Annotated in this window: 21 protein-coding genes; 12 read left to right on the top strand and 9 right to left on the bottom strand. The window is 41.8% G+C overall.

From position 1 onward, the window contains the following. The first annotated feature begins 11 nt into the window (after positions 1–11). The 6 genes from F907_RS05955 (at position 12) to ahpF (ending at position 6,342) form a co-directional block, all read left to right on the top strand. Positions 12–431, top strand: a complete 420-nt coding sequence (locus F907_RS05955; protein WP_016652658.1) for a PaaI family thioesterase — start codon at positions 12–14, stop codon at positions 429–431. Positions 432–648: 217 nt separating this feature from the next. Continuing rightward, on the top strand, positions 649–1,593 hold the full coding sequence (locus tag F907_RS05960) for a putative solute-binding protein (RefSeq protein ID WP_005271212.1): 945 nt from the start codon (positions 649–651) through the stop codon (positions 1,591–1,593). A 179-nt stretch (positions 1,594–1,772) separates the two neighbouring features. Further along, the gene (locus F907_RS05965) at positions 1,773–2,558 is read left to right on the top strand and encodes a hypothetical protein (RefSeq protein ID WP_016652656.1); all 786 of its coding nucleotides are present in this window, start codon (positions 1,773–1,775) and stop codon (positions 2,556–2,558) included. 12 nt (positions 2,559–2,570) lie between these two features. Beyond that, positions 2,571–3,701 (top strand): toxic anion resistance protein, encoded by a 1,131-nt coding sequence (locus tag F907_RS05970; RefSeq protein ID WP_032862224.1) that lies wholly within the window; start codon positions 2,571–2,573, stop codon positions 3,699–3,701. A gap of 30 nt (positions 3,702–3,731) precedes the next feature. After that, positions 3,732–4,649, top strand: a complete 918-nt coding sequence (locus tag F907_RS05975; protein WP_016652654.1) for a hypothetical protein — start codon at positions 3,732–3,734, stop codon at positions 4,647–4,649. Between the two features lie 127 nt (positions 4,650–4,776). Beyond that, positions 4,777–6,342, top strand: a complete 1,566-nt coding sequence (gene ahpF / locus F907_RS05980) for an alkyl hydroperoxide reductase subunit F (RefSeq protein WP_016652653.1) — start codon at positions 4,777–4,779, stop codon at positions 6,340–6,342. A 48-nt stretch (positions 6,343–6,390) separates the two neighbouring features. Here ahpF and F907_RS05985 read toward each other — a convergent pair whose 3' ends face one another. The 5 genes from F907_RS05985 to dnaE form a co-directional block, all read right to left on the bottom strand. Continuing rightward, positions 6,391–8,421 carry a lipase family alpha/beta hydrolase gene (locus tag F907_RS05985; RefSeq protein ID WP_032862133.1) on the bottom strand — a complete coding sequence of 677 codons (2,031 nt, stop codon included), beginning with the start codon at positions 8,419–8,421 and terminating at the stop codon, positions 6,391–6,393. A 123-nt stretch (positions 8,422–8,544) separates the two neighbouring features. Beyond that, on the bottom strand, positions 8,545–9,444 hold the full coding sequence (locus F907_RS05990) for an ABUW_2363 family tetratricopeptide repeat lipoprotein (protein WP_005271190.1): 900 nt from the start codon (positions 9,442–9,444) through the stop codon (positions 8,545–8,547). A 114-nt stretch (positions 9,445–9,558) separates the two neighbouring features. Then, complete coding sequence (gene cysE, locus F907_RS05995; protein WP_016652651.1) at positions 9,559–10,371, bottom strand: serine O-acetyltransferase; 813 nt, start codon at positions 10,369–10,371, stop codon at positions 9,559–9,561. Beyond that, positions 10,364–11,203: an RNA methyltransferase gene (locus F907_RS06000; protein ID WP_016652650.1), complete on the bottom strand. Its 840-nt coding sequence runs from the start codon at positions 11,201–11,203 to the stop codon at positions 10,364–10,366. The genes cysE and F907_RS06000 overlap by 8 nt, the downstream gene beginning before the upstream one ends. A 13-nt stretch (positions 11,204–11,216) precedes the next feature. Continuing rightward, positions 11,217–14,780, bottom strand: coding sequence for a DNA polymerase III subunit alpha (gene dnaE, locus F907_RS06005; protein WP_016652649.1), 3,564 nt, complete (start codon positions 14,778–14,780; stop codon positions 11,217–11,219). Positions 14,781–14,996: 216 nt separating this feature from the next. Between dnaE and F907_RS06010 the strand changes: the two genes are divergently transcribed. Beyond that, on the top strand, positions 14,997–15,893 hold the full coding sequence (locus F907_RS06010) for a tetratricopeptide repeat protein (protein WP_016652648.1): 897 nt from the start codon (positions 14,997–14,999) through the stop codon (positions 15,891–15,893). Between the two features lie 37 nt (positions 15,894–15,930). Here F907_RS06010 and F907_RS06015 read toward each other — a convergent pair whose 3' ends face one another. Continuing rightward, complete coding sequence (locus F907_RS06015) at positions 15,931–17,361, bottom strand: pyridoxal phosphate-dependent aminotransferase (protein WP_016652647.1); 1,431 nt, start codon at positions 17,359–17,361, stop codon at positions 15,931–15,933. 241 nt (positions 17,362–17,602) lie between these two features. Here F907_RS06015 and msrB point away from each other — a divergent pair, with 241 nt between their 5' ends. The 4 genes from msrB (at position 17,603) to F907_RS06035 (ending at position 20,079) form a co-directional block, all read left to right on the top strand. Further along, positions 17,603–18,022, top strand: a complete 420-nt coding sequence (gene msrB, locus F907_RS06020; RefSeq protein WP_005271176.1) for a peptide-methionine (R)-S-oxide reductase MsrB — start codon at positions 17,603–17,605, stop codon at positions 18,020–18,022. Beyond that, entirely contained in the window at positions 18,019–18,504 is a 486-nt protein-coding gene (locus F907_RS06025; protein ID WP_005271174.1) for a glutathione peroxidase, read from the top strand. Before msrB ends, F907_RS06025 begins: the two co-directional genes overlap by 4 nt. A gap of 69 nt (positions 18,505–18,573) precedes the next feature. Next, positions 18,574–19,377 carry an AraC family transcriptional regulator gene (locus tag F907_RS06030; protein ID WP_016652646.1) on the top strand — a complete coding sequence of 268 codons (804 nt, stop codon included), beginning with the start codon at positions 18,574–18,576 and terminating at the stop codon, positions 19,375–19,377. A gap of 72 nt (positions 19,378–19,449) precedes the next feature. After that, complete coding sequence (locus F907_RS06035) at positions 19,450–20,079, top strand: LysE family translocator (RefSeq protein ID WP_016652645.1); 630 nt, start codon at positions 19,450–19,452, stop codon at positions 20,077–20,079. Positions 20,080–20,115: 36 nt separating this feature from the next. On the opposite strand, the gene F907_RS06040 is transcribed toward F907_RS06035, so the two are convergent. The 3 genes from F907_RS06040 to F907_RS06050 form a co-directional block, all read right to left on the bottom strand. Then, positions 20,116–23,268: an efflux RND transporter permease subunit gene (locus tag F907_RS06040; protein WP_005271167.1), complete on the bottom strand. Its 3,153-nt coding sequence runs from the start codon at positions 23,266–23,268 to the stop codon at positions 20,116–20,118. Position 23,269: 1 nt separating this feature from the next. After that, on the bottom strand, positions 23,270–24,460 hold the full coding sequence (locus F907_RS06045) for an efflux RND transporter periplasmic adaptor subunit (protein WP_016652644.1): 1,191 nt from the start codon (positions 24,458–24,460) through the stop codon (positions 23,270–23,272). A gap of 180 nt (positions 24,461–24,640) precedes the next feature. Next, positions 24,641–25,093, bottom strand: coding sequence for an Lrp/AsnC family transcriptional regulator (locus F907_RS06050; RefSeq protein ID WP_005240958.1), 453 nt, complete (start codon positions 25,091–25,093; stop codon positions 24,641–24,643). A 152-nt stretch (positions 25,094–25,245) separates the two neighbouring features. On the opposite strand from F907_RS06050, the gene F907_RS06055 reads away from it, so the two are divergent. Then, the gene (locus F907_RS06055) at positions 25,246–25,863 is read left to right on the top strand and encodes a LysE family translocator (protein ID WP_016652643.1); all 618 of its coding nucleotides are present in this window, start codon (positions 25,246–25,248) and stop codon (positions 25,861–25,863) included. The last annotated feature ends 69 nt before the right edge of the window (positions 25,864–25,932 follow it).

Raw genomic sequence — 25,932 nt, 5'->3', positions numbered from 1 at the left:
TTGAAAAACGCATGGCAGCAACGAAAGAAGAAATTAAGGGATTTTTGGCGCAGGAATTTCCACAAGCACTGACAAAAAGTGTGATTGAAGAAATTACACCGAAAGGTGCGCAACTCCTTTATCGTGTCGATACAGGGGATTTACGGCCTGGTCAAACGGTTTCAGGTCCGACACTCATGTTGGTTGCCGACTATGTACTCTATATTGCAATTATGGGGCACTTAGGTCTGGTCGCGATGGCAGTCACCACCAATATGACCATTAACTTCTTCCGTAAACCCAATGGTAACCGTGATATTCGGGCGGTATGTAAATTAATCAAAGTGGGGAAAACTTTGGTAACGGGTGAGGTCTGGTTATATTCGCTTGATGACGATGAACCTGTCGCACATGTGATCGGGACTTATGCGTTACCGTCAAGTCAAGCTTAGAAATTAAGCTATTCATTAACAAAAATTTTTATTAAAATCCGACAGCATCCGATTACTGAGGAATTGACTGCAAATTTGTTAAAAATGCAAAACCTGTCATAGGATAATAGAAATAAATCAGGTGTGATGGAGGAGGATAGAGACAATAAATCTTATCGGGAAGAAAAAAATGATAATTAGAAATAGTTTAATCGGTTTGACACTACTTGGATGTGCAATGACAACTCAGGCCAAACAGACGGTTTGTGTTTTTGATCCAGTTGGTAAATCGGGTGATGCATTTGCATTGGCAAAGGATTATGCGCTCGAAGCTAAAAAGTGGGGTGCTGACATTGATTTAAGAGCCTATGTGGATGAGCGTGTTGCCGCCGAGGATTTAAAAGTTGGGCAATGTGATGGTGCGATTATCAGTGGTTTGCGTGGGCGTCAGTTCAACAAATATATTGGCTCTTTAGATGCGATCGGCGCATTGACCGATTTAAAAACGGCCATTCTGGCCTATCAGTTACTGTCTAAGCCACAAGCTGCAAAAAATATGATTAATGGGCCTTATGAAATTGCGGGTTTGGGAACGATTGGTCCTGCATATTTATTTGTAGCAGATCGAAGTATTAATACCTTGGCAAAGGCGGCAGGTAAGAAAGTGGGGGTATTTGCTTATGATGAAGCACAGCCTAAGCTTGTTGCGCAGGTGGGTGCTCAGGCGGTCTCCGTCGATGTGACCAATGCCGGAGCAAAGTTTAATAATCACCAGATTGATATTGTGCCTGCACCAATCGTCGCCTATAAACCATTTGAACTGTATAAGGGGTTGGGAGATAAAGGTGGAATTGTAAAATTTCCACTGACACAAATCTCGGCAAACTTTATTATTCGAAAAGATAAATTTCCCGAAGGATTTGGGCAGAAATCACGTGAATGGGTGGCAGGGCAATTGGGACGTACCTTTAATATTATTGCCAAATATGAAAAGGAAATTCCTGCAAAATACTGGATGAATATTTCACCAGAAGAACAGGTGAACTATATGAAAATGATGCGAGAAGCTCGTATCGCTTTAACCAAAGCTGGAATTTATGATCCCAAGATGATGAACTTCTTGAAAAAGGTGCGTTGTAAACAGAGTCCCAATAATTTTGAATGTGCACTCAATGATGAATAAAACGTGACTTAATCGGCTGAATGAACCCTCTCTTTATTCATTGTAATTCAGAGGGTTTTTCATGAATAGCAGGGCAAGAGTTTTTAAAAAACATAACAACATTTAAGTATGCGAAATAGCGAGAACATGCTACAACTAAGAATGTTCAAATTTATTTGTTGTTACGATTTTCAACTGATATGACGCTACCGCTCGACCTAATACCTTTATCGCAAATTGAGTCTAATCAAGAGCATATTTTAGCGATTAAGCGTAATGACCTATTACCTTTGCTCAATGATCCTCATCGTCTCAATTATTATGCAGATCACTTAGTGCAGGCGCAAAGTGTCTTATTAAATGGCGTAGACCCTAGACTGAATCAACAATTAAGTGAAGTGATTGCTCAAATCATTCAGCAATTGTCATCATCTAAAAAATATTTGGCTACACGCCGTTTTAATGCGCTGCAAAAATGGTTAGGTATTGATATTGAGTATGATGCAGGGCAGGTCAAGTATGTCAAAGATCTGGATCGTTTAATCAATGAGGCGAATCATTTAAGCCAGAGACTGCAGATCGAGATTCAAAAGTCCCAATCACGTTTACAGCAAGCCCTAGGGGTAAGAGAACAAATGGCTGCCTATATACAGGCTGCTGATGAGTTCCTAAAAGAATATCCTCAATTTACGAAACAGCAAATACTAGACCATTTTGTTGAGCGACTCTCTAAAAAGATCAATACGTTGCAGACATTGCAAACAAGCAATGATATTGCGATGAAACAAATGCAATTATCTCAGCACTTATCTTTTAGTCTTCTGGATCGTTTTAAAGAGGCGCAGCAAGTTTTGATTCCTGCATGGCGTTATCATTTAGAACAAAGCCGAGCGTCTCATTCAACAGTGACACTGGATCAGCTGGATCAGCTGGATCAGAGCCGAGAAGATTTAATTCAAAATTTGAAAAAATCATTACAGAAATAAGAGGGAAATATGATGTCAGATTCAGAACTTAGCAAGGTATCTCATGAGCCTGAAATTCAGACAGCGCAACGTTTTGAGCAGTTGAACCTAAAAGATTTAGGCTTACAGCCACAAGATTTTGCTGAAGTGATGGATGCACACAAAGAGCTGGCAGATATCAGCACCACTGTAGTGGCAGAATATGGCAAAAATATTGCCAATAAAACATCCACTTATACCGATGAATTACTGAGTTTGGTTCAAAATAAGGACTTAGATGCTACAGGGCAAAAGTTGAATGAAGTGGTGCAGGTTGCACAACAACTCAATACCTCAAGTATTTTGAATAAGTCTAAAAATTCAGGCTTCTTTGGTGGCTTGCTGAGTAAATTTAAAGGCGCCAAACAGAGCTTTGATCAGCACTTTAATACGACTAAAGAGCAAATCGATGTGCTGGTCAAAGAAATTGAAAGTTCACAAACAGGTCTAAAAGCACGTGTTGGAACATTAGATAAAATGTTCGATGCAGTACAGGATGAATATAAGCAACTGGGTGTTTATATCGCTGCAGGACAATTGAAACAGCAAGATATTCAACAGCAGATTTCGACACTCACCACGCAAGAGCAAGATCAGCAAATCACTCAGCAGATCTATGATCTTAATCACTTGGCCAATAACCTTGAAAAAAGAGTCAGTGATTTGCAGGTTTTACAACAATCTGCGATGCAGACTTTGCCGATGATTCGGATTATTCAGTCGAATAACTTGATGTTGGTGGATAAGTTCTATGCCATTAAAAATATTACGTTACCGGCATGGAAAAACCAGATTAGTCTGGCGATTTCATTACAAGAGCAAAAGAACAGCGTGCAGTTAGCAAAAGCGATTGATGACACCACCAATGAATTATTGCGTCGTAATGCTGAGTTATTGCATCAAAACTCCGTGGATACTGCCAAGGCCAATCAGCGTTCAGTGATCGATGTGGAAACGCTTGAACATGTACAAAACACCCTCATTAAAACGGTAAATGATGTGATTCAAATTCAGAAAGAGGGCATGCAAAAACGTGCCGAAGCGACCACTCGTTTACGAGCATTGCAGGAGAGTTTAAATCATTTGGTTCTGGAGAATAGTGGACAGAATCCACCTAAATCTTGAGATGTGTTTTAGTTATTAAAGGAAAGATCATTGTCGCCTATAGAAGATTTTAGCGTACAACCGATAGACCAACGTTTGGATGTTCTGAAAAAGCGTCAGCGCCATTTAATGCTCTGGTTTATTTTGACCAGTATGTTAGTGGTGGTGAGCATTGCATCGCTATTTTTGCAAAAAGAATTCATCTATCGGTTCTTTGATCTTTCGACACATGTTCAGGCCTTGGATTTGCCTTATCATGTTCAAGAACTTATCCCATTTAAACAACCTGTCGATTATTTATTTAATTTGTTGTCCTGGTTTGGTTGGTTGTTTCTGAAAATATTTATTTCATTCATTGGTGCATTTTTACTGGTCAGTTGGGTGAAGAAGTTTAAGTTTTTTCAACAGCGTTTTCAGGCGTGGTCGCAACGAATCTTGGCTTGGGTCATTGCATTTATTTTGCTTTGGTCAGGCCTGAGCTATATCCAATATGACTGGAAAGATGAAACCAAACAGGCTTATCAACAATGGATGAGTTATCAAAATAATATTGTTGAGAGCCAAATTGCTCAAGACTTACAGCAAGCTGACATTGAGCCGACTGAAAAAGCTTATGTTTTAGCGCAGGTTGCACTGTTACATCAGCCTATTGACCGCAAGACTGCAAATAGTTATGTGAATCAATTGATCGAAGCTGAAAAGCGTAATCCAGTTCAGTTTAAAGCCTATGATTTTAAGCCTGAACAGTTATGGGTGATGCAGCAGCAGCTCTATGGTAAAAGAATTACGGCAATCACCCAGCCTTTAGATCTCCGCGCGCAACAAGCGGAGCGGATCTCTCAGATTGTAAATATAATCTTGTGCGGATTGCTTATATTGGCTATTGCTTTAAGCATGACCTTATATGCACTTGCCAATAATTTGAAAAAGCGTCGTGTACGGATTAGTCAAAAGCTCGATGTCTTATAAATCTTAGTTCGGTTTATCCGATCAAACTCATAAAAACATACTGTTTTACCTATTCAGTACTTTTGCGTACTATAGCCTCATTGAATGAATTTAGCTGATTTGAAAGTCTTAGCGTTTGGAGAAATATATGTTAGATCAAAATATTAAAACTCAATTAAAAGCTTACTTAGAACGTTTAGAAAGTCCAATCGAGTTGGTTGCTGCTTTAGATGACTCAGATAAAGCAGACAAAATCAAAGAACTCGTGACTGAAATTGCTGAACTTTCTGACCAAGTTACGGCGCGTTTTGACGGTTCAAACGCTCGCCGTCCTAGTTTCGGTGTGGCCAAAGCAGGCGAACAACCACGTGTGTTCTTTGCTGGCTTACCGATGGGACATGAGTTTACTTCCTTGATCTTGGCATTATTACAAGTGTCGGGTTATGCCCCTAAAGTCTCTGATGACGTGTTCAATCAGATTAAAGGTTTAAACTTAACAGCAAACTTTGATGTGTTCGTATCGTTAAGCTGCCACAACTGTCCAGATGTGGTGCAAGCCTTGAACTTGATTGCGATCAATAATCCAAATACTACGGCGACCATGATTGATGGTGCCTTCTTCCAAGACGAAGTTGAAGAACGCAAAATCTTGGCGGTACCCATGGTATTCCAAGACAACCAGCATATTGGTCAAGGCCGTATGACACTGGAAGAAATTGTAGCCAAACTGGATAGCAATTCAGCTGAGAAAGATGCAGCTGCAATCAATGCCAAAGATGCTTTTGATGTGTTAGTGATTGGTGGTGGCCCTGCGGGTGGTACTGCGGCAATCTATGCAGCACGTAAAGGTATTAAAACCGGTATCGTGGCTGAACGCTTTGGTGGTCAGGTGATGGACACCATGGACATTGAGAACTTCACTACGGTTCAAAAAACGGTAGGTCCACAGTTTGCTCAAGACATGGAAGCCCATGTACGTGAGTACGGTGTAGACATCATGAATCTGCAACGTGTCAGCAAGATCACGGGGGCAGATCAAACGGCCAATGGTCTGGTTGAAGTGGAACTGGAAAATGGTGCCAAACTTGAATCGAAAACCATCATTCTTTCAACGGGTGCACGTTGGAGAGAGATGAACGTACCGGGTGAAGCAGAATACCGTACTCGCGGTGTTGCGTACTGCCCACACTGTGATGGCCCATTATTCAAAGGCAAACGTGTTGCGGTGATTGGTGGTGGTAACTCTGGTGTAGAAGCAGCCATTGACCTTGCTGGCATTGTTGAGCATGTGACTTTGGTTGAGTTTGATACCAAACTTCGTGCTGACCAAGTATTGCAAGACAAATTAAACAGCTTGCCAAACACCACTGTGATCATGAATGCCTTGAGTACTGAAGTCGTGGGTGATGGTTCACAAGTCACGGCTTTGAAGTATAAAGACCGCGCCACTGATGTTGAGCATACTGTTGAACTTGCAGGGATCTTTGTACAAATTGGTTTATTGCCAAACACCGATTTCTTGAAGAACAGTGCAGTTGAACTGAGTAATCGTGGTGAGATTGTGATTAATGACCGCAACGAAACCAATGTCAAAGGTGTGTTTGCCGCAGGTGACTGTACTACAGTGCCGTACAAGCAGATTATCATTGCGACGGGTGAAGGCGCGAAAGCATCGCTGTCTGCCTTTGATTATATGATCCGTTCTGGCGTGTAAAGTTGCCTGATAAAAAAGCCCCAATTTTTTGGGGCTTTTTTATTGCAATTAGTTTTTTGGCTTATATAAACCGTGATCTACTAAATGCTCACGTAAAATACGACGAAGTTCTAAAACAGCCTCTGGTGTTTCCTGAATGGAGTGGCCACCTGTAAAGATCTTTTCAGAAACTGCACCATCTAAATGTGCACTTTTATAAGGGACAATCCCATCTGTAATGACATTTGGATCATCACTTTTAGTAATGTTACCCATGATCGAATGAAAAACCAGACCATTTTCTGGTGGAATTGAGGCTGTTAATTCCATGAATTTAGATTTTTTGCTTAAATCACTTGGGCCATTCTGAATGACATCATTGGTCAGTGTTTGGACAAAATCTTTCAGATCAATATCATCACTGGTCAGCGTATCGGCCAATGTGGTCAAGAAGGTTGCAGGAAGTTTGATAATTTTTCGTGCGGCCAGCGTAAACCAGCGATCGGCAAAGTCAGTTCCTTTATGTGGAGCAGCCAAGAAAATGGCGCGATCAAAATTATTAATGGGCTGCATTTTGAGTCGTTCGCCAATCACAGGATGTTTTCTTAAACGAGCTTGTTGGCGACTATTCATCATCGTCAAAGCCTGTTTTGAAATATCAGCATTGCTTACCAGAAGGCGACTGATAATTCCCCCCATACTATGTCCGACCAATACCGCATCCTGAGCAGCGGAATCTTTAGGATTGAGTGAAGCAAATGCTTGTTTTAACAAGGCATAAATTTGGAATCGACTTTCCAAGATTGGCATATTGGTTGAATAGAAGACTTGCCATACTTGATAATGTTCACGTAGTACAGCATCCCCCATAATGTCATTGGTCACAGCAATCCAAGCTTCTGGGCTGCTGGCAAGTCCATGCACCAATACAATGACCTTTTTATTCGGATTATAAGGTTCGAGCATATATAAGTGTGGCATGGTGAGATGCTGGTCACGGTCAATTAAGGTTAAATAAGCCGCCGCACCTAAGTTATTTTCAGCCAGCCATAAACCGTAGGGTGCAGAGAAGTTTGCTGCAAGCGAATATTTTTTTCCTGCAATATTCACTTTTTCCACGCTATAAGGGTCATAAACCTTTACTTCAAAGTTTGGATTATTTAAAACATCATTAATGGTTGCAGCTGCATTCTTGGGTTGTGCAATAATGGTTGCAGCTAAATAACGTGCTTTATGAATATTAGGGTTAAGTCCATTGGGATAGCTATAACTTAACGGATCAAGAATATATTTATTTTCGCCATGGGCTGCATCTGTTGAAGGAAACACTGCTACGAAATCTGAACCGAAACCATCACGGCGGTTAATGGCTCTTAAACCAGAAAAGTTCATGTTATAACTGGAGATAAATTTCTCAAGCTTTATACTTTGTAGGCGTTGATAAGATTGAATATCAATCGTATAGGTGCTTTTACCAATCTGGATTGTTGGCGTTATGGTTTTAGATGGGTTTCTTAGGCTGTGGATATTCACCAGTTTGGTTAATGCCTGATTATAGAAATCTCGAATTTGAACCTGACGGTTATCGAAAATACGCTCTTGTGGCTGTCGAGCAGTTTTGAATAAATATGCATAACTATAGCGGATGCTTTTATCTAAAGCTTCAAGCTCCTGATCCAGACATTGCTCATAGTTTTGTTGTATTGCGCTTTGTTCCTTTACTTTTCCCTTTTCTAGCTTGTGTTTGGTGAGTTTACTGACCTTACATTCGGAAGAGTCAGAAAGTGACATGGCTTTAGCGAGATATAATTCACTGGCTGTCGATAAAAGCTGTTCGTCTTGGATCTGAGGAATTTTATGTAGATCTGCAATGCAATCATTGGGGGTTTGCATACAAATTTTGGCTTCTTTGCCAGACATGGACAAGACGTTTAAACTCGCTTCGCTGAGTTTCTTTTGTGTCAGTATGCTATTACGTTCATTGGCAATCGTCACATTAACCGCTTGTTGCTTGAGGCTGACGACTTGGCAGCCACTCATTGTAAGCGTGCTCAGTAGGGAGAGAAGAACTAAACGTTTATTTGAGTTAAATGCTTGCATAGATGTTTAGCAAGTTCGCTGGAAGATTCTAGCTATAATACGAAAAACGAATGTTTTTTCAATGACAGAGAAAAAAATAGACTGCACAAGGCAGTCTATTTTTTAGTGCAAATTGAAACTGAATTAGTTCAATACTTGCCACACATTCCAGCGTTTTCCAGATTCCACTTCTTTGATCAAGCGATCGGTTACTTCTGCTTCATCTGGGTAACTTACTTTATAGTTTCTTAAGGTTTGCAGCGCATTTTTCTTTTGCTCTAACCAAAGGTAGTTATTGGCAGCAGAAAGATAGGCTTCCTGCACACCACCTTTCATCGCCTTATCTAAATAAGGAATTGCTTCGCGTTGACCGCCACCCTCAGACAAACCAAAACCAAACCAGAAGTTGGTTTCAGGGTCATTTGGGTTGATCGCAAGAATACGTTGTGCATAGGTCAATGATTTAGTGGTATATGCCGTCCCTAAATCCATATTACGTGCCATGACACTGGCTTTAAATGCACGTGTCAATACATCTAGTGAAGCATTTGGTTTTTCAGCAAGCGCATCAAGTTTTTGCGTAGTTTCTTTTAACTTTGCTTCGTAGCCTTTGCGTTCTTGACGGTCAGGAAAACGTGGCGGGTAATGACGTGCTTTACCTTCAACCAATTGCAAGAAGTCATCAACTTCAGTGATATCAATTTCATTGTCACCTGCAAGAACGGCATATTTCATGCTGCGTTGTTTGCTATCAATAGTCGGAACAATCAGTTTGTTGATATCAAGCGTCGTAGACTTTGAAGGATCATTTTGTAATGACACAACCATTTTCGTCACAGGTTGAGCAGCAGCATCTTTAATTGCGACTTCAAAACTTGGCGGTGCATCATAATTGGTTGGATTTAAAGCATAGAATGGAGGTGTTGGATCTGGCTCTTTGAATACAAACGGTTCAGATGCTTTATCTTTTTTCACAGGAGCGATACCGCAGGCCGTTAAAAAAGAGGTAGAAAGTACAAGTAGTGCCAAAGGCTTAAAATTCATGCTTTAACATCCATTAATTTTAGTTAAATGAGAAGTAGATCGTTGGTTTCAACAGTCTAGGAAAAGCAAAACCAACTTGCAATGAGAAGCGTGTTACATTTCTTATATATTCGCTCATGTTGCTGAAGTTTTGTTCTGTGCTTCACATTCACGTCTAACTTCTTCAATAATTTTAAGTTCTTCTTTGCTCAATGGCTGAGTTTTTGAACTTTGCGGTGTGAAGCTTGGGTCAAGTTCTGACAAACGCTGACAAAGTACATTCATGCGTTTTTCATTTTTTTGCATTCGGTCAAGCAGAACGCGAATTCCTTCTAAAATTGGGTCAGATTGCTCTTGGGTCGTGGCATAAGGTTGGAAACCGATGCTCTCAGCATAGTCACGACGACTCGCTTCATCTTGCTCAACTTGATTTTTGTCTTTAAAAATATAACGGGCAGGGTTACCAACCGCAGTCACACCTTCAGGAACTTCTTTGGTCACAACAGCATTAGAACCGACTTTAGCCCCTTTATGTACCGTAAATGGGCCCAAGATTTTTGCACCAGCACCAACGACCACGCCATCTTCAAGTGTTGGGTGACGTTTGCCTTTATTCCAAGTTGTGCCGCCGAGGGTCACGCCATGATAAAGTGTGACGTCGTTACCAATTTCTGCGGTTTCACCAATCACAACCCCCATGCCATGATCGATAAAGAAACGCTTACCAATTTTGGCACCTGGGTGAATTTCAATTCCTGTGGCAAAACGACTAAATGAAGAAAGTAGGCGTGCTGTGCCTTTATATTCTTTTTTCCAAAGCTCGTGTGCCAGACGGTGCATAATAAGTGCATGGATACCGGGATAGGTGGTCAGAACTTCCAGTGTGTTTCTGGCTGCGGGGTCACGTGCAAAGACAGCCTCGATATCTTCTTTAAGCTGTTTAATCATTGGCGTGATCCTCCGAGTTGGTTTTTTTCCATGAGCCGTTGGCTAAAGCCTGTGCACGGCTGAAAATTCCGCGCAATAAATGATACTCCATACGATCTAATTGTATCCTTCCGAATAAACGACGCAAGCGTAATGGGAGTAAACGGGGGTTATTTGGATCTAAAAACTCGATTTCGGTCAGCATTTTTTCCAAATGCGGGTAAAACTCCTCCATTTGTTGCTGTGTCACCAAAGGTTCATCCCACTCCATGCTTTGTTGTTGTTTAAGCTGCATGTGACCATCAGGCATTGCGGTTGCTTGAGTGTGTTGTTCAAGCGCGGCCATTCTCAATTCATAGCAGACCACTTGAATGGCTTGAGCAACATTCAAAACACCATATTCAGGATTGACCGGAATGGTTAAGTGATAATTGGCTAAAGCGAGCTCTTCATTGGTCAGACCGCGATCTTCACGGCCAAATACAATTGCAATATTCTGTGTTTTGCTTGCTGCGTGTAGAGCTTCTTGTGCTGCGGGGCGAACATCAAGTAAAGGCCATGGAATGGTACGACTACGGGCACTGGTTCCGAACACCAGATGACAGTCTTGAATCGCTTGTTCTAAGGTCTCAACAATCTCAATTTGTTCGATTAAATCTTGCGCACCTGCCGCTAAAGCATCGATATCTGGATGTGGATAGGTTTTTGGGGCAACCAAGACCAGTTTAGATAATCCCATGGTTTTCATTGCACGTAAGGCACTACCAATATTGGCTGGCAGGGTGGTATTGACCATAACAATACGCACATGATCCAAGTGTTTGGACACGTTATTTGAGTCAAACTGGTTCATATATCATCCAAAATTAAGAATATTGAGAGACTTCAGCTTGATAAAGATCAAGTGCGTCATCCATGGACATATTGTCCGGCGGTGGTGCGATCGTCGCAATTTTCGGGGCTTCTGCGACTTTTGCCGCTTTGGATTTTACTTGGTATTCGATAAAAATCGCTTCTTTACCAAAATAATCACGTAATTTGCTCAGTAGTTCATCTAAAGGCGCGACTTTCCACTGTGGGCCGAGATGAAGTTCTGCCGTAGCAAAGCTTTGTTCAAGCTGGATTTGCAGGGCAATATGCTGGCACATATCGACATTACAATAAGGGAGCAAAATTGCCCGTAAATCTTTGGCTAAAGATTTGGTCATTAAATCTTGAGAAAGACGAACTTGAACACTTTGTGCTCGTTTTTGACGAATTTCATTTAAACTAAAGGCTTTACTCAAGCGAGCCATTGGGCGATCAAAGCCTTCGCGCTCATAAATTTCACCTTCGATCACCACGACTTGCTCTAAGCGAACAATATCTTTATAACGCTGGAAGCGTTCATGATTGCAACTGATTTCAACCCGGGCGGTACCATCATCCAGCGTGATCATGATACGGTTTGGGAAGTTGGCAATATCTACGACTAAGCCTGCAAAAACGGTGGTTACGCCTCGGCGGGTTGGGGTAAGTTCATTTAGTTTTGACGGAATAAATGATTTTAATTCAGGACGATATACATCAATTGGATGACCTGTAAGATACAGGCCAAGGGTATCTTTTTCACCTTTGAGGCGAACTTCATCTGACCATGGTTTGACCGGTTTCGCTGGTTTACGTTGAACTTCTTCAACCTCACCAAACAAATCCATAATCCCCGTTTCACGGTTGCTTCGTGCCTGTTCTGCTGCTTGTACCGCTTCTGGCAATTGTGCCATTAAGCTGGAACGTTCAATACCAAGACAATCCAGTGCACCTGCACGAATGAGTGCTTCTAAGGTTCGTTTATTGATTTTTTTCAGATCAATACGATGACAGAAATCAAATAAATCTTTATATGGGCCTTCATTGATACGTGAATCGATCACGGATTGCATCGCTTGCTCACCGACACCCTTGATTGCACCTAAGCCATAGACAATGGTTTGTTCATCACTGGCGTGGAAATGATACAAGGACATATTTACTGAAGGCGGCAGTACTTCCAGTTTGTTATTACGGCAGTCATCAATTAAGAACACGATACTGTCAGTGTTCTGCATTTCCGAAGATAAAACGGCGGCCATGAATTCAGCAGGGTAATGTGCTTTTAACCATGCCGTATGGTAAGCAACCAAGGCATAGGCAGCAGCGTGTGATTTGTTAAAACCATAGCCTGCGAACTTTTCCATATAGTCGAAGATATGGTTGGCTGTTGCCTCATCAATATCTTTTTTCGAAGCACCTTCAATAAAGATTTGGCGCTGTTTAACCATTTCCTCAGGTTTCTTTTTACCCATGGCACGACGCAGTAAATCCGCGCCGCCAAGGGTATAGCCTGCACAGAACTGGGCGGCCTGCATAACCTGTTCTTGGTAAACCATAATCCCGTAAGTCGGTTCTAATACACCTTCAAGCAATGGATGCAGATATTCAAACTCCCCACCATGCATACGGTGAATAAAGTCAGGAATAAGGTCCATTGGGCCAGGACGATACAAGGAAACGAAGGCAATAATTTCTTCGAATTTACTTGGTCTTGCTTCCTTGAGCATTTTTTTCATGCCGACGGATTCAAACTGGAATACCGCAGTGGTATTTGCTTCAGCAAAGACCAGATAGGCATCTCTATCGTCTAGTGGAACATTGGCAATATTGAGAGGTGTTTCAGATTTGATTCTTTTATTAATATTCTGAACGGCATCTTCAATTACGGTCAGGTTACGCAAACCCAAGAAGTCAAATTTAACCAGACCCGCTGCTTCAACGTCATCTTTATCGTACTGCGCAACGCGGTTGGTACCATCAGCATCACATAATACTGCGGAGTAATCGGTAATTTTGCCTGGTGCAATTACCACGCCACCCGCATGTTTACCTGTATTACGGGTAATACCTTCCAGTTTGAGCGCCATTTCCCAGATTTCTGCGGCATCATCATTGTCAGGATTGGACGGATTGGTGACGATATCTTTGAGTTGTGGTTCCATGTCAATTGCTGTAGCCAAATCCACGCCGAGTGGTTTAGTTGGAACCATTTTTGAGATACGGTCTGCGAGACCATAGGACTTACCAAGAACACGTGCAACATCTCGAATAGCACCTTTCGCGGCCATCGTACCGAAGGTTGCAATCTGTGATACCGCTTGGCGACCATAATTTTGTGCCACATATTCAATAACGCGGTCACGCCCCGCAATACAGAAGTCGACGTCAAAGTCGGGCATCGAAACACGTTCTGGGTTTAAGAAACGCTCAAAAAGCAGGTCATAACGTAGTGGGTCAAGATCGGTAATTTTGAGACTATAGGCAACTAGAGAGCCGGCACCCGAACCACGTCCTGGCCCCACAGGGACGCCATTGTTCTTGGCCCATTGAATAAAGTCCATGACGATCAGGAAGTAGCCAGGGAATCCCATCTTGAGGATAATATCGACTTCGTATTTGATCCGTTCATCATAAGGCTTGCGAATCTCGGCCCAATCATCATCACGTTCAGCAATAGGGTAAAGATGATTTAGGCGCTCCTCTAATCCTTCACGAGATAAATGCTCGAAATAGGTGTCGATGGTATAACCATCTGGAATAGGGAAATCGGGTAGGAAATAAGTCCCTAGCTTGAGGGCAACATTACAACGTTTTGCGATCTGATAAGTGTTTTCCACGGCACTAGGAATGTCTGAGAATAGCTCAGACATTTGCTCGCCCGTTTTAAAATATTGTTCAGTACTGTAGTTTTTTGGACGCTTATCATCACCTAAAACATAACCATCTGCGATACAAACACGGGCTTCATGGGCTTCGAAATCATCTTGTTCAACAAAGTGCACATCGTTATGAGCAACCACACCAATTTGATATTTGGCTGCGAGTTTTACCGCTTGCTGAATAAAATCTTCTTCGCCTACACGCTCTGTGCGAGTTAAAGCGAGATACACTCGATTGCCAAATTTTTCAATCCATGCTTCTAATAAGGGTTCTGCTTTTTGTGGGTTGGAAGAGCACAGCATCTTGCCAACATCACTTTGTTGTCCAAGTAGGACAATTAGGTCATCGGATTGCTCAAGTATCCATTCTTTTTGTACGCAGGGAATACTGAGTTGTTGGCCTTCGATAAATCCTCGGGACACAATTTCAGTGAGATTAAGCCAGCCAGTACTGCTCATCGCGAGTAGTGTTGCACGGTGTTCGGCATCATTGAGCCGAATGACACTGCCTAAAATAGGCTTGATGCCTTTTTTTAGACACGCTTCATAAAATTTGACTGCTGCATGCAGGTTGGATAAGTCGGTAAGTGCCAACGCTGGCATTTCATCTTTTACGGCAGCTTTGACCAAATCAGGTATGCGAACAATCGACTCTGTAATCGAAAATTCTGTATGGATACCGAGATGAACAAACCGCATAGAAGGACTATCCTTTTTCAAAACAAGGCATAGTTTAGCATGCAAAGTTAAAATGACATGCTTAATATTTTGGCAAACCGTGTCTCTGCTTTGTTATTTTGATAAAAAATTCAAAATTAGTTTTTGATTTTTTAGAAAATATAAATATTGGTTTACATGAGGTGATTTGCCGTTAGAATGTGATTGCATAAAAATGTAGCAATGTGAGCAAAAATAATGAAATTAAAAAATATCGTATTTTCAATATTATTAACGAGCAGTCTATTTAGTTTGAGTCACGCAGATGATGTTGCATTTAGCCAAGCACTCGTACAACAAGCAACAGCAGGTGATGCTACCGCCCAAAATAATTTAGGTGATGCTTATTATTATGGCAATGAGGTGGATCAAGATTTCGGCAAAGCGCTTGAGTGGTTTAAAAAAGCAGCGGCGAAGGGCAATGTGGATGCGATTTTTTCAGTTGGTTATATGTACGACTACGGTGAGGGTGTAAAAGAAGATAATCCAACGGCTTTAAAGTGGTATACCCAAGCTGCACAAAAGGGGCAGCTTTATGCACAATACTATCTAGGTTATTTATATCTCTATGGTGATGATCATGTAAATGTAAATACCAAAAAGGGAGTGGAGTGGATGACCAAGTCGGCCGATGCTGGTTTGGACATGGCTCAAGCGGAATTGGGGCATTTATATAATGATGGGACTGATGAAGTACCACAAGATCTAAAAAAAGCCTTGCATTATTATCAATTGGCTGCGAAACAAGATGAATCTTCTGCAATTAACAATTTAGGTATCTTTTACTTAGAAGGAAAGGCGGGATTAAAGCAAGATTATAAAGAAGCTTTGCGCTTATTTAGTTTGGCCTCAGGTGCAGGAAATGGTTTGGGCTCTTCGAATATTGCTTATATTTATGAAGAGGGGAAAGGTGTCGCTAAAAATTATAAGAAAGCAGCGGAGTTTTATGAACTGGCTGTAGCGCAAGGTGAAGATGAAGCTTTACTGGATTTATCGCGTTTATATGAAAAAGGTGGCTTTGGTTTAAACAAAAACTTAAAAAAATCGAAAGAATATGAAGTACAGTGGGATGCGACCCAAGATTCAGACTCTTAAGTATAAAAAAAATCCCCCAATTCAGGGGGATTATGCATTAACGCATTTTCGCCAAGAAGCGGCTTAAGCGATTAATCGCTTCACGAAGTTCATTTTCAGCAGGCAAGAACACGACGCGGAAATGATCTGGTGTAGGCCAGTTAAATCCAGTCCCTTGTACTAGGAGTACTTTTTCTGCTTTTAAAAGATCCAGCATGAGTTTTTCATCATCTTCAATTGGATAAACTGCTGGATCGAGCTTAGGGAAGCAGTACATTGCACCTTCAGGTTTTACGCAGCTCAGACCCGGGATTTCATTCAGCATTTCCCAAGCAATATTACGCTGTTCGTATAAACGACCGCCCGGGCGAATCAAGTCATTGATTGACTGGTAACCGCCAAGTGCGGTTTGAATCGCATATTGTGCTTGATGATTGGCACATAAACGCATAGAAGCCAGCATGTCTAGACCTTCGATATAGTCTGCTGCACGCGCTTTATTGCCCGTAATTGCCATCCAGCCTGCACGATAGCCTGCAATACGATAGGCCTTGGATAAACCATTGAATGAAATACACAGTTGATCACCCGCTAAAGCTGCAACAGCGACATGCTCAATGCCGTCATACACGATTTTGTCATAGATTTCATCGGCAAATAAAATCAGGTCATGCTTTTTCGCCAGTGCCACAATTTGTTCTAATACATGGCGTGGGTAGACTGAGCCAGTAGGATTGTTTGGGTTGATAATGACTATACCACGGGTATTTGGCGTGATTTTGCTTTCCATATCTGCAATATCTGGATACCAATAGTTTTCAGAATCACATTTATAGTGGACTGCGGTACCGCCAGACAGATTTACGGCAGCTGTCCATAATGGATAGTCGGGCATAGGCACCAACATTTCATCGCCATCATCGAGTAAACCTTGCATCGCCATAACGATGAGTTCGGATACACCATTGCCAACATACACATCATTGACGTGCATATCGAAAACACCTTTTTGCTGGTAATACTGGCAGATGGCTTTGCGTGCAGGGAAAATCCCTTTTGAGTCGGTATAACCAATCGCATTTGGAAGATTTAAAGCAACGTCGTTAATAATTTCTTGTGGTGCTTCAAAACCAAAAGGTGCTGGGTTACCGATATTGAGCTTGATGATCTTGTGTCCTTGCTCCTCCATTTCATTGGCGGCGCGTAATACTGGTCCACGAATGTCATAACAAACATGCTCAAGCTTAGATGATTTTTTAATTTCTCGGCTTGATTGGGTAGACGGGGAAACAACAGTATTTTTAGACATAGCTGGATTCACTTTTGCATATCGGTATAAATAACTTTTAAAGGTTTCGACACTGACCAAATTTAGATCATGCTGATCTCTCAGTAATTCAACAATTTTTTCATGGGTAAAACCTGATTGTTGATATTGTCTGATAGTTGGTAATAAGTTTTGGAAAACCACACTTTTTTTCTGAGACATTTTTTGTCCTGTATAACCGTGCGAAATTAGAATAACACCATATTTGCTCACATAAAATAGAGTAATGCTGAAAATTGCTTACTTTTATAAAAATAAATTGCTTACTTTTTGCTATTTTGTTTTTTAGTGCTGAAAATTCATTAAATTGTACGAACTGAGACTAGAGTTTTTTTTGTGAATGGCGTAAATATAAAATCTGATCATCAAGATAGTTTTAACAACAGAATAAAAGGTGCAGGTTATGGGAAAAGTCAATAAAACAGAGCGAGAATGGCAAAGAGAGTTATCACCTGAAGAATATCGCATTACTCGTCAAAAGGGCACAGAACCAGCATTTACAGGACAATATTGGAATAATAAACAGCATGGTACTTATGTCTGTCGTTGTTGTGGTGCAGAATTATTTTCTTCGGATACAAAATACGATAGTGGTTGCGGTTGGCCAAGCTTCTTCAAGCCAATTGACAGCATTGCGGTCGAAGAACATGAAGATTTATCACATGGTATGGTCAGAACAGAAATTGTCTGCCATGATTGCGATGCGCATTTGGGGCATGTATTTGAGGATGGTCCACAGCCGACAGGACTGCGTTACTGCGTAAATTCCGCATCATTACAACTTAAAACAGAAGAAAAGAACGACGAGGAAACTTATCCATGAGTAATATTTATCAGTTTGAAGCTGAATTGTTAGAGGGAGAAACAAAAGCGCTCGCTGATTATAAAGGCAAGGTCATGCTCATTGTAAATACTGCAAGCAAGTGTGCCTTTACCCCACAATTTGCAGGACTTGAGAAACTTTATGAAAAATACAAATCTCAAGGCTTAGAAGTTTTAGGCTTTCCATGCAATCAGTTTGGAGGGCAAGATCCAGGAACCAATAAAGAAATTGGCGCCTATTGCCAGCGTAATTATGGGGTGAGTTTCCCCATGTTTGCCAAGGTCGATGTGAAAGGTCCAGAAGCACATGTGATTTTCCGGTTTTTAACCCGTGAAGCCAAAGGTCTTTTAGGTCGTAATATTAAATGGAATTTCACCAAGTTTTTGGTTGGGCGTAATGGTGAGGTGTTAGAGCGTTATGCGCCGACCACGAAGCCTGATGCTTTAGAAGCTGATATTGAAAAGGCATTGGCGAAAAAGTAAATGAGCAAATTTTGAGTTGAGGTTTGAATAATTTTGGACTCAACTGTCGAGTTTTGGAGTCATCCTGACATGCCTTATGTTGAGACACGTAGGGCATGTCAAAGTCGAATCTGTTATAAGTCGCATAGCCATCCGACATTTTCAATCGGCGCGGTTGATGCCGGGCAGAGTCATTTTTCAAGTTTTTTAGTCCAAGATCGTTTGATTCAGGCGGGGAGTGTTGTTGTCATTCCTGCTCACGTAGAACATTCCTGTAATCCTCTTCAGAATCAGGCATGGAGTTATCAGATGATGCATCTGGATGCAACATGGCTGGCTGTATTGATTGAGGAGCTGCAACACAATACACTTCTAAAAATCAATGTTGATACATCATACTTTCCCCAATTAAAGCCAAATATCATCAATAACTTATATGTCTATCGTGCATTCTCCGGTTTAAACGCGATCTTATTTAATCCGCAAATCTCACTCTTGGAAAAAGAGCATTATTTAATTCAGGTTTTAACTGATATTTTATTGCCAAACTTTAACTGGGAGAAAATCATCCCATCTCGTTACTTTCAGCAGTATTTACCTGATTTATTGCAGTGCCTTGAGGGCAATATTGATGGTTTATCCTTGCAAGATCTAGCTGAAAAGATGCAGATCAGCCGTTATGCATTAATACGGTTATTTAAACATTATTTTGGTTTAACACCACATGCTTATCAATTGAATGCCAAGGTGAATCAGGCTCGGCAGCGGTTGAGAGAAAAGTGTGATTTAGCTCAGTTGGCGCATGAACTTGAATTTACTGATCAAAGCCATTTCCATCGTGTTTTTAAGCAACATACTGGGATAACCCCAAAGCAATATTATAAAAAATCTTAACTCACGCAATTTCATACAAGAATTAAGCTTGGCACTTTTTTAAGCTGACTTCCATTGATTGGGAGAGGATGTATGGAGCTTTTTCTGACGATTGCGATCACTCATTTTATCGCTTTACTAACACCGGGCGCAGATTTCTTTTTAATTTTAAAAACAGTCATACAAAGCAATAAAACGGTAGCGAGATATACCTGTGCGGGAATCGCATTTGGCAATGCGATTATTTTAATTGTGATTTATTACAGCCTATTCCTGATGGGGCGGATGAATACTGACTTATTGATCGGACTGAAATGGCTGGGTGTTGTTTATTTTGCCTATCTGGCCATTCAATGTTTTCGTTTGGCACATACAGTAAAAATAGCCAATAATCAGCCTGAGTATCATATCAAGAAACATCGAAAAAACAGCGAGTTGAAGGCGTTTCTATCGGGCTTGCTTTCAAGCTTATTAAACCCGAAAAATTTGATGTTCTATACGGTATTGGTAATCTTGATTTACCCTCAGTTTAGTGTTGTTCAAAATGCTTTGGTCTGTTTTTGGATGGTCGGTTTGGTGTTGATCTGGAATCTCACTATTGTTCAATTAATCGGTTCAAGTATTTACCTGTCAGGGTTAAATCGACATCTGCACCATTTATATTATTTAGCAGGGTTCAGTTTCCTATTCTTTATGTTGGCGCTAATCATGTATTCAAAATAAAAAAAAGACGGTTCAAACCGTCTTTTTTATTCACACTTATTGGGTTGGTTCAACAGTTTTGGGTTCAGTTTTCCTTATGCTGTGTATCTTGCGATTAATATCATCGATAAAGGTATAGACGACTGGAATGACCAGCAACGATAAAAAAGTACTGGTAATCAAGCCTCCAATGACAGCGATTGCCATTGGTGCACGAAAGCTAGGATCTGTGCCAATACCGAGGGCAATCGGCAACATCCCGGCACCCATCGCCAGTGTGGTCATGATAATCGGACGTGCTCGTTTATGGCAGGCATCGAGTAGCGCGTTGAAGCGAGAATAATGCTTTTCGTTCCTTGCAATGATGGCGTAGTCGACCAGTAAGATTGAGTTCTTACTGGCAATACCCATCAGCATGATCAAACCAATCAAGCTTGGCATAGAGAAGCTACTTTTCGCTAATAGTAGCATCACGAATGCGCCACCAAGCGATAAGGGTAAGGCCACCAGAATAGTAATAGGCTGTAAAAAGTCTTTGAATAACAATACCAATACGACATAGATACATAACACACCCGTCAGCATGGCGAGACCAAAACTTGAGAATAATTCCTGCATCACCTCAGCATCACCAATATTGGTGCGTTTAACCGTTGGTGGCAGATTCTTCATGGTTGGTAGTTGGTCAACTTTTGCGGCAATATCCCCCAAAGGTTGATTATTCAACTCAATATTGAAGTTGATGTTACGTAAGCGATTAAAGCGATCAATTTGTGATGGGCCGCTTTCAATGTTGACCTCGGCAATGCTACCTAACATCACTGGACCATGACTGCCTTTGACCATGAGGCGCTTCATCAACTCCTGATCCTGTCGAGCAGCCAATGGAAGCTTGATCACAACCGGCACCTGGCGTTGAGATAAATTTAACTTTGCCAGATTTTGATCAAAATCACCTGCAGTTGCGATTCGTAAAGTTTCAGCAATATCATAGGTGGTTACGCCAAGATCTGCTGCCTTGGCGAAGTCTGGACGAATCACCAATTCTGGACGAATCAGGGCTGCACTTGACGTGATACTGCCAATATTGGGAATGGTTCTCAGCTCACGTTCAAGGCTTCGAGCCGTTGACATCAGTGCATCAGGATCATCTCCAGAGAGTGCAATCTGATATTGACCATTATTACCTGCAAGTCCCACTTGAATTCGCGCGCCGGGAAGAGGAGCGAGTCGTTGTCGAATTTGATCTTCAATATCTTGCAAGCTTGCACTGCGATCTGATCGCTCGGTGGTTTGAATGGTCAAGGTGGCCTTACGTGGTTCACTGGATGCGCCACCTGCAAAAGGATCTGTTCCCGCAGCACCACCACCAATGGTGGTATAAATGCTTTTAATTTCGGGATAATCTTTAATTAGGTTGCGTGCATATTCTGCTGTTTTAAGGGTGTCTCCAAATTGAGAACCTGGAGTTAGCTCTAGGCGAACTTGGGTTTGTCCTGTATCTGGTGGAGGAACGAAACCAGTCGGTAGCAATGGGATCAACATCAGCGAGGCAATAAAAAAGGCAATTGCTCCACCTAAGGTGACCCAGCGATGATTCAGGCACCACGTCACCAAGCGCATATAGCTGCGCATGACTTTGCCATCTTTGGCACGGTCTTTGGCGAGCCTGCTGTTTCCTTGATCGGCTATCGTTTGAGCCGTTGTAGATTCATCATGTTGTTCTACCTTCCCAATCCAAGGTTTTAGAATATAGGCAGACATCATTGGCGTGAGTAATCGTGCAACTAAGAGCGAGGCAAAAATTGCCAACGCTGCAGTCCAGCCAAATTGAACAAAGAATTTACCTGCAATACCACTCATAAATGCAGTCGGTAAGAACACGGCGATCAGGGTAAAGGTTGTCGCGATGACGGCTAGACCAATTTCATCGGCGGCTTCCATGGCGGCTTCATAGGGTGTTTTGCCCATGCGTAAATGCCGGATGATATTTTCAATTTCAACAATCGCATCATCGACCAGAATACCCACCACCAAGGACATGGCTAATAGCGTGACTGTGTTGAGGGTGAAACCAAAGAAATACATACCAATCATGGCGGGTAAAATTGACAATGGCAGGGCTGTCGCGGCAATAATCGTAGCGCGCCAGTCTCTCAAGAACAACCACACCACCAAGATTGCAAGAATTGCACCTTCATAAAGCAAGGACATCGAACCCTGATAATTGTCAACTACAGGATTCACGAAGTTAAACGCTTCGGTAATCTTGATATCGGGGTGTACCGCTTTGAGTTTTGCAAGTGCTTCGATCACACCTTTTTGAACATCGACTTCACTGGCACCTTTGCTGCGGGTAATTTCAAAGCCAATCACGGGTTGGCCATTTAACAATGCTGCAGAACGCCGTTCAGCAATCCCATCGCGGACAGTTGCAACCTGATCAAGACGGATATGCCGACCATCACTCAATGCGATATCCAGGGCACCGATTTCAGCTGCCGATTTGACAGTGGCAATCGTCCGAATGGATTGTTCACTGCCGCCAATTTTGGTTTGTCCACCAGAAGCATCTTGCTGGGTTAAGCGAAGTTGACGTGTGATATCAGTCGCAGTTGTATTGAGTGCTAATAATTTTTCAGGATCGAGTTCAACTTCAACTTGACGGGTTACTCCTCCCACACGTGAAACTGCACCAACCCCTTTGACTTGTAGCATCGCACGGGCAATATCATAGTCTACAAACCATGATAGTGCTTCTTCATCCATTTTTGGGGATTGAATGGTATAGGTCAGAATGGGTGAGCCAGAGAGATTAATTTTACTGACAATGGGATCGCGTAAATCGGCGGGTAGATCGGAGCGTACTTGAGAAACTGCATTCCGAACATCGTCCACCGCTTCTTGTAATGGTTTTTCAAGCTGAAATTCGGCTGTAATTGTGACTACACCATCTTTGATATTGGTGTATTGGTTTTTTAATCCTTGTAAGGTTGCAATAGAATTTTCAATTTTACGTGCAACTTCGGTTTCAAGCTGTGGTGGTGCTGCACCGGGAAGTGCGGCAGTGACAGTAACCATTGGCAGTTCAATATCTGGGAACTGCTGGATTTTCATCCATTTAAAACAGAGTAAGCCCGCTAAACCGAGCATGATAAATAATAAAATGCCAGGAATAGGATTTCGGATTGACCAAGCGGAGAAATTCATCTTATTTCTCCTGTACAGTCACAAGCTGTTTGCTTAATGGGGTGTCTGGAATCTCTTTGACGATGTTGACGAGATCTCCATCTGTCAGGAAGCCAGTGCCTGACGAAACCACTTTGACATTCGGAGCTAAATTCAGGATTTCGACACGATCACCAAGACGACGACCAACGGCAACCTTTTGTTGGCTTACACGATTGTTATTAGCAACAATAAACACATATGAAAAACCATCGCGTAACAGTAGGGCAGTTTGGGGAATGGTTGTTGCTGGTTTTTGGCCTAAATCAAACTCACCTTTGACAAACATACCCATACGGACTGCCTGTGTGGTTGGAATATCAACATAGACCAGTCCATAACGGGTTTGTGGATCAATGACAGGTGCAATCATTCTTACTTTGCCCATTACAGCAGGCTGTGCTGGATCTGGTGAAACAATATGTGCTGCCATTCCTTGCTGGAGTTTGTATAAATCAGAAGTTGTGACTTCTGCACGCCATTCCAGACGATGGTCACGAATGAGGCGAAAAAGCTCTTGTCCCGTTTGAGCTAAAGCGCCAACAGTTGCTGTACGTGCCGAAATCACGCCATTATCAGGTGAAATCACTTGGGTTTGGGCTAGGCGTAATTGATTGCTTTCGATCTGAGCTTTAGCTGCATCAAGACGTGCTTGTGCCGTGGCCTGAGAGGTTTGATATTGAGTTGATTCCTGAGCTGAAATTGCCCCAGTATTTTTGAGTTGCTGGATACGTTTATTATTGGTAATGGCATCGCTCAGCACGGCCTGAGCTTCAGCATAGCTTGCTTTCGCTACAGCGAGGTCGGCACGAATGGTATCACTGTTAATTTCGGCTAAGACCTGACCGCGTTTGACATCATCCCCAACATTGACGTTGACACGGGTCAGACGTTGGCCTGAGAGCTCACTGCCAATGACGACTTCTTGCCAAGCAGCGATGTTGCCATTTGCAGTCAAGGTCTGTTTCCAGTTTTGTAGCTCAGGTTGGGCTACGGTAACAGTCAAGGCCGCTTTCTGTGTCGCTGTAGTGCTACCTTTTTGTGGTCCAGTATCTGTTGTTTTTTTAGTCACCCCAGTCTGCCAAAGAATGATGATAGCAATAATAAGTACAATAACGATTGCTAAAATCAGCCAACCCTTTTTCTTTATTTTCTTGGGAGTGTGAGAAGTCATCTTTCCATAGTCATCAAGTTTTGATGGCTAAGTATAGACGAAGATTTCAGCAGTTGGTCAATAGCGATTAAGCAGATAAAAAAATTAATAAACTCTCTATTCTTATTCGTTTTGAATATTAAAAAGTGTGAAATGAATCAAAGTCACACCTTTAATTTTTCCCCAAAGGTCAATTGGAGTTTACAGTGGCAATAAGCGATTGGAGACCACATTTTTCATCACGATAGTGGAAGTGAGGCGTTGTACATTGGGTAAGGCCGAGAGACTGTCATCATAAAGTTTCTGGAAGCTTGCCAAGTCTTTGGCGACAACATGGAGTAAATAATCCGGGTTTCCAAATAAACGTTGTGCCTGAATCACATTGGCAATTTCAATGACTTTTTCTTCAAAGGCGGAAAGGGCTTTTTTATCGCCATCTTTTAAGGTGACAAAGATAATGGCTGAGAAATTGAGTCCAATTTTTGAGGCTTCCAAATCGGCATGATAGCCTTTGATTACTCCCGTTTCTTCAAGTGCTTTGACGCGGCGGTGACAGGGAGACAGACTTAAACCGATTCTTTCAGCCAGTTCTGTGATAGATAATCGCCCATTTGCTTGTAGTTCAGCAATAATTTTCTTATCAATGCGATCCATTTAGAAGAATCTCCCTTTGGGCTTTGAAGATATAGAAGTATTTAGAATAACATTTTCAGCATTAAAGCATATCCTTTCTCAACAATCTTCACCAAATGGTGAAAAAAAAGGCTGTTGAAAATAGCATTTATGAAGTGAGAAGGGTGTTGCTTATGGAACTCAGTGTGATTTTTGCGTTTTGGTGTGTTTCGATTTTATTCGTTTTAACACCTGGTGCGGATTGGGCATATGCCATTCTTGCAGGTATTCGAGGGCGGTTTATTTTCAATGCGGTCACAGGCTTGGTGCTTGGACACCTCATGGCAATTTTATGTGTTGCTGCGGGTGTGGGTGCACTGGTACAACATTATCCGATTTTACTCACTGTAATGACAATCATGGGGGCTTGTTATTTATTCTGGATGGGAGTGAAGCTATTTATGCATCCTGCCACTATCTCCAATGAGAGTAATACAACACAATCTTTAGATTCTGCACGCTCATGGTTAATTAAAGGGGTTGGTATTAGTGGTTTAAACCCGAAAGTGTTATTGCTATTTTTTGCTTTATTACCCCCCTTTATTCATCCTCAAATGGCATTTTCACCGACGACTCAGATTATTTTATTGGGGATGGTCCATTTACTCAGTTGTGCCGTGGTGTATGTACTGGTCGGGATTGCGGCTAAAAAAATACTGAGAACACGACCGCTGGCAGTAACCGTGGTTAGTCGTATTTCTGGTGGTTTAATGATCATGATCGCGGGCATTTTATTTGTCGGGAAAATTTAAAACTCATGATTTGTTCTATGATCTATACAGATTGAATTTATCATTATTGAATTCAGGGTGTTATTTTTA

Origin of the sequence: Acinetobacter colistiniresistens (assembly GCF_000413935.1) — a bacterium.
Lineage (GTDB): Bacteria > Pseudomonadota > Gammaproteobacteria > Pseudomonadales > Moraxellaceae > Acinetobacter > Acinetobacter colistiniresistens.
The sequence above is the reverse complement of the archived record's forward strand: the minus strand, read 5'-3'. Positions and strand labels throughout refer to the sequence as shown.

Bases quoted from the DNA above. Each gene is read 5' to 3' on its own strand.
- F907_RS05955 (WP_016652658.1), top strand. From the start codon at position 12: ATGGCAGCAACGAAAGAAGAAATTAAGGGATTTTTGGCGCAGGAATTT.
- F907_RS05960 (WP_005271212.1), top strand. From the start codon at position 649: ATGACAACTCAGGCCAAACAGACGGTTTGTGTTTTTGATCCAGTTGGT.
- F907_RS05965 (WP_016652656.1), top strand. From the start codon at position 1,773: ATGACGCTACCGCTCGACCTAATACCTTTATCGCAAATTGAGTCTAAT.
- F907_RS05970 (WP_032862224.1), top strand. From the start codon at position 2,571: ATGTCAGATTCAGAACTTAGCAAGGTATCTCATGAGCCTGAAATTCAG.
- ahpF (WP_016652653.1), top strand. From the start codon at position 4,777: ATGTTAGATCAAAATATTAAAACTCAATTAAAAGCTTACTTAGAACGT.
- F907_RS05985 (WP_032862133.1), bottom strand. From the start codon at position 8,421: ATGCAAGCATTTAACTCAAATAAACGTTTAGTTCTTCTCTCCCTACTG.
- F907_RS05990 (WP_005271190.1), bottom strand. From the start codon at position 9,444: ATGAATTTTAAGCCTTTGGCACTACTTGTACTTTCTACCTCTTTTTTA.
- cysE (WP_016652651.1), bottom strand. From the start codon at position 10,371: ATGATTAAACAGCTTAAAGAAGATATCGAGGCTGTCTTTGCACGTGAC.
- F907_RS06000 (WP_016652650.1), bottom strand. From the start codon at position 11,203: ATGAACCAGTTTGACTCAAATAACGTGTCCAAACACTTGGATCATGTG.
- dnaE (WP_016652649.1), bottom strand. From the start codon at position 14,780: ATGCGGTTTGTTCATCTCGGTATCCATACAGAATTTTCGATTACAGAG.
- F907_RS06010 (WP_016652648.1), top strand. From the start codon at position 14,997: ATGAAATTAAAAAATATCGTATTTTCAATATTATTAACGAGCAGTCTA.
- F907_RS06015 (WP_016652647.1), bottom strand. From the start codon at position 17,361: ATGTCTCAGAAAAAAAGTGTGGTTTTCCAAAACTTATTACCAACTATC.
- msrB (WP_005271176.1), top strand. From the start codon at position 17,603: ATGGGAAAAGTCAATAAAACAGAGCGAGAATGGCAAAGAGAGTTATCA.
- F907_RS06025 (WP_005271174.1), top strand. From the start codon at position 18,019: ATGAGTAATATTTATCAGTTTGAAGCTGAATTGTTAGAGGGAGAAACA.
- F907_RS06030 (WP_016652646.1), top strand. From the start codon at position 18,574: ATGCCTTATGTTGAGACACGTAGGGCATGTCAAAGTCGAATCTGTTAT.
- F907_RS06035 (WP_016652645.1), top strand. From the start codon at position 19,450: ATGGAGCTTTTTCTGACGATTGCGATCACTCATTTTATCGCTTTACTA.
- F907_RS06040 (WP_005271167.1), bottom strand. From the start codon at position 23,268: ATGAATTTCTCCGCTTGGTCAATCCGAAATCCTATTCCTGGCATTTTA.
- F907_RS06045 (WP_016652644.1), bottom strand. From the start codon at position 24,460: ATGACTTCTCACACTCCCAAGAAAATAAAGAAAAAGGGTTGGCTGATT.
- F907_RS06050 (WP_005240958.1), bottom strand. From the start codon at position 25,093: ATGGATCGCATTGATAAGAAAATTATTGCTGAACTACAAGCAAATGGG.
- F907_RS06055 (WP_016652643.1), top strand. From the start codon at position 25,246: ATGGAACTCAGTGTGATTTTTGCGTTTTGGTGTGTTTCGATTTTATTC.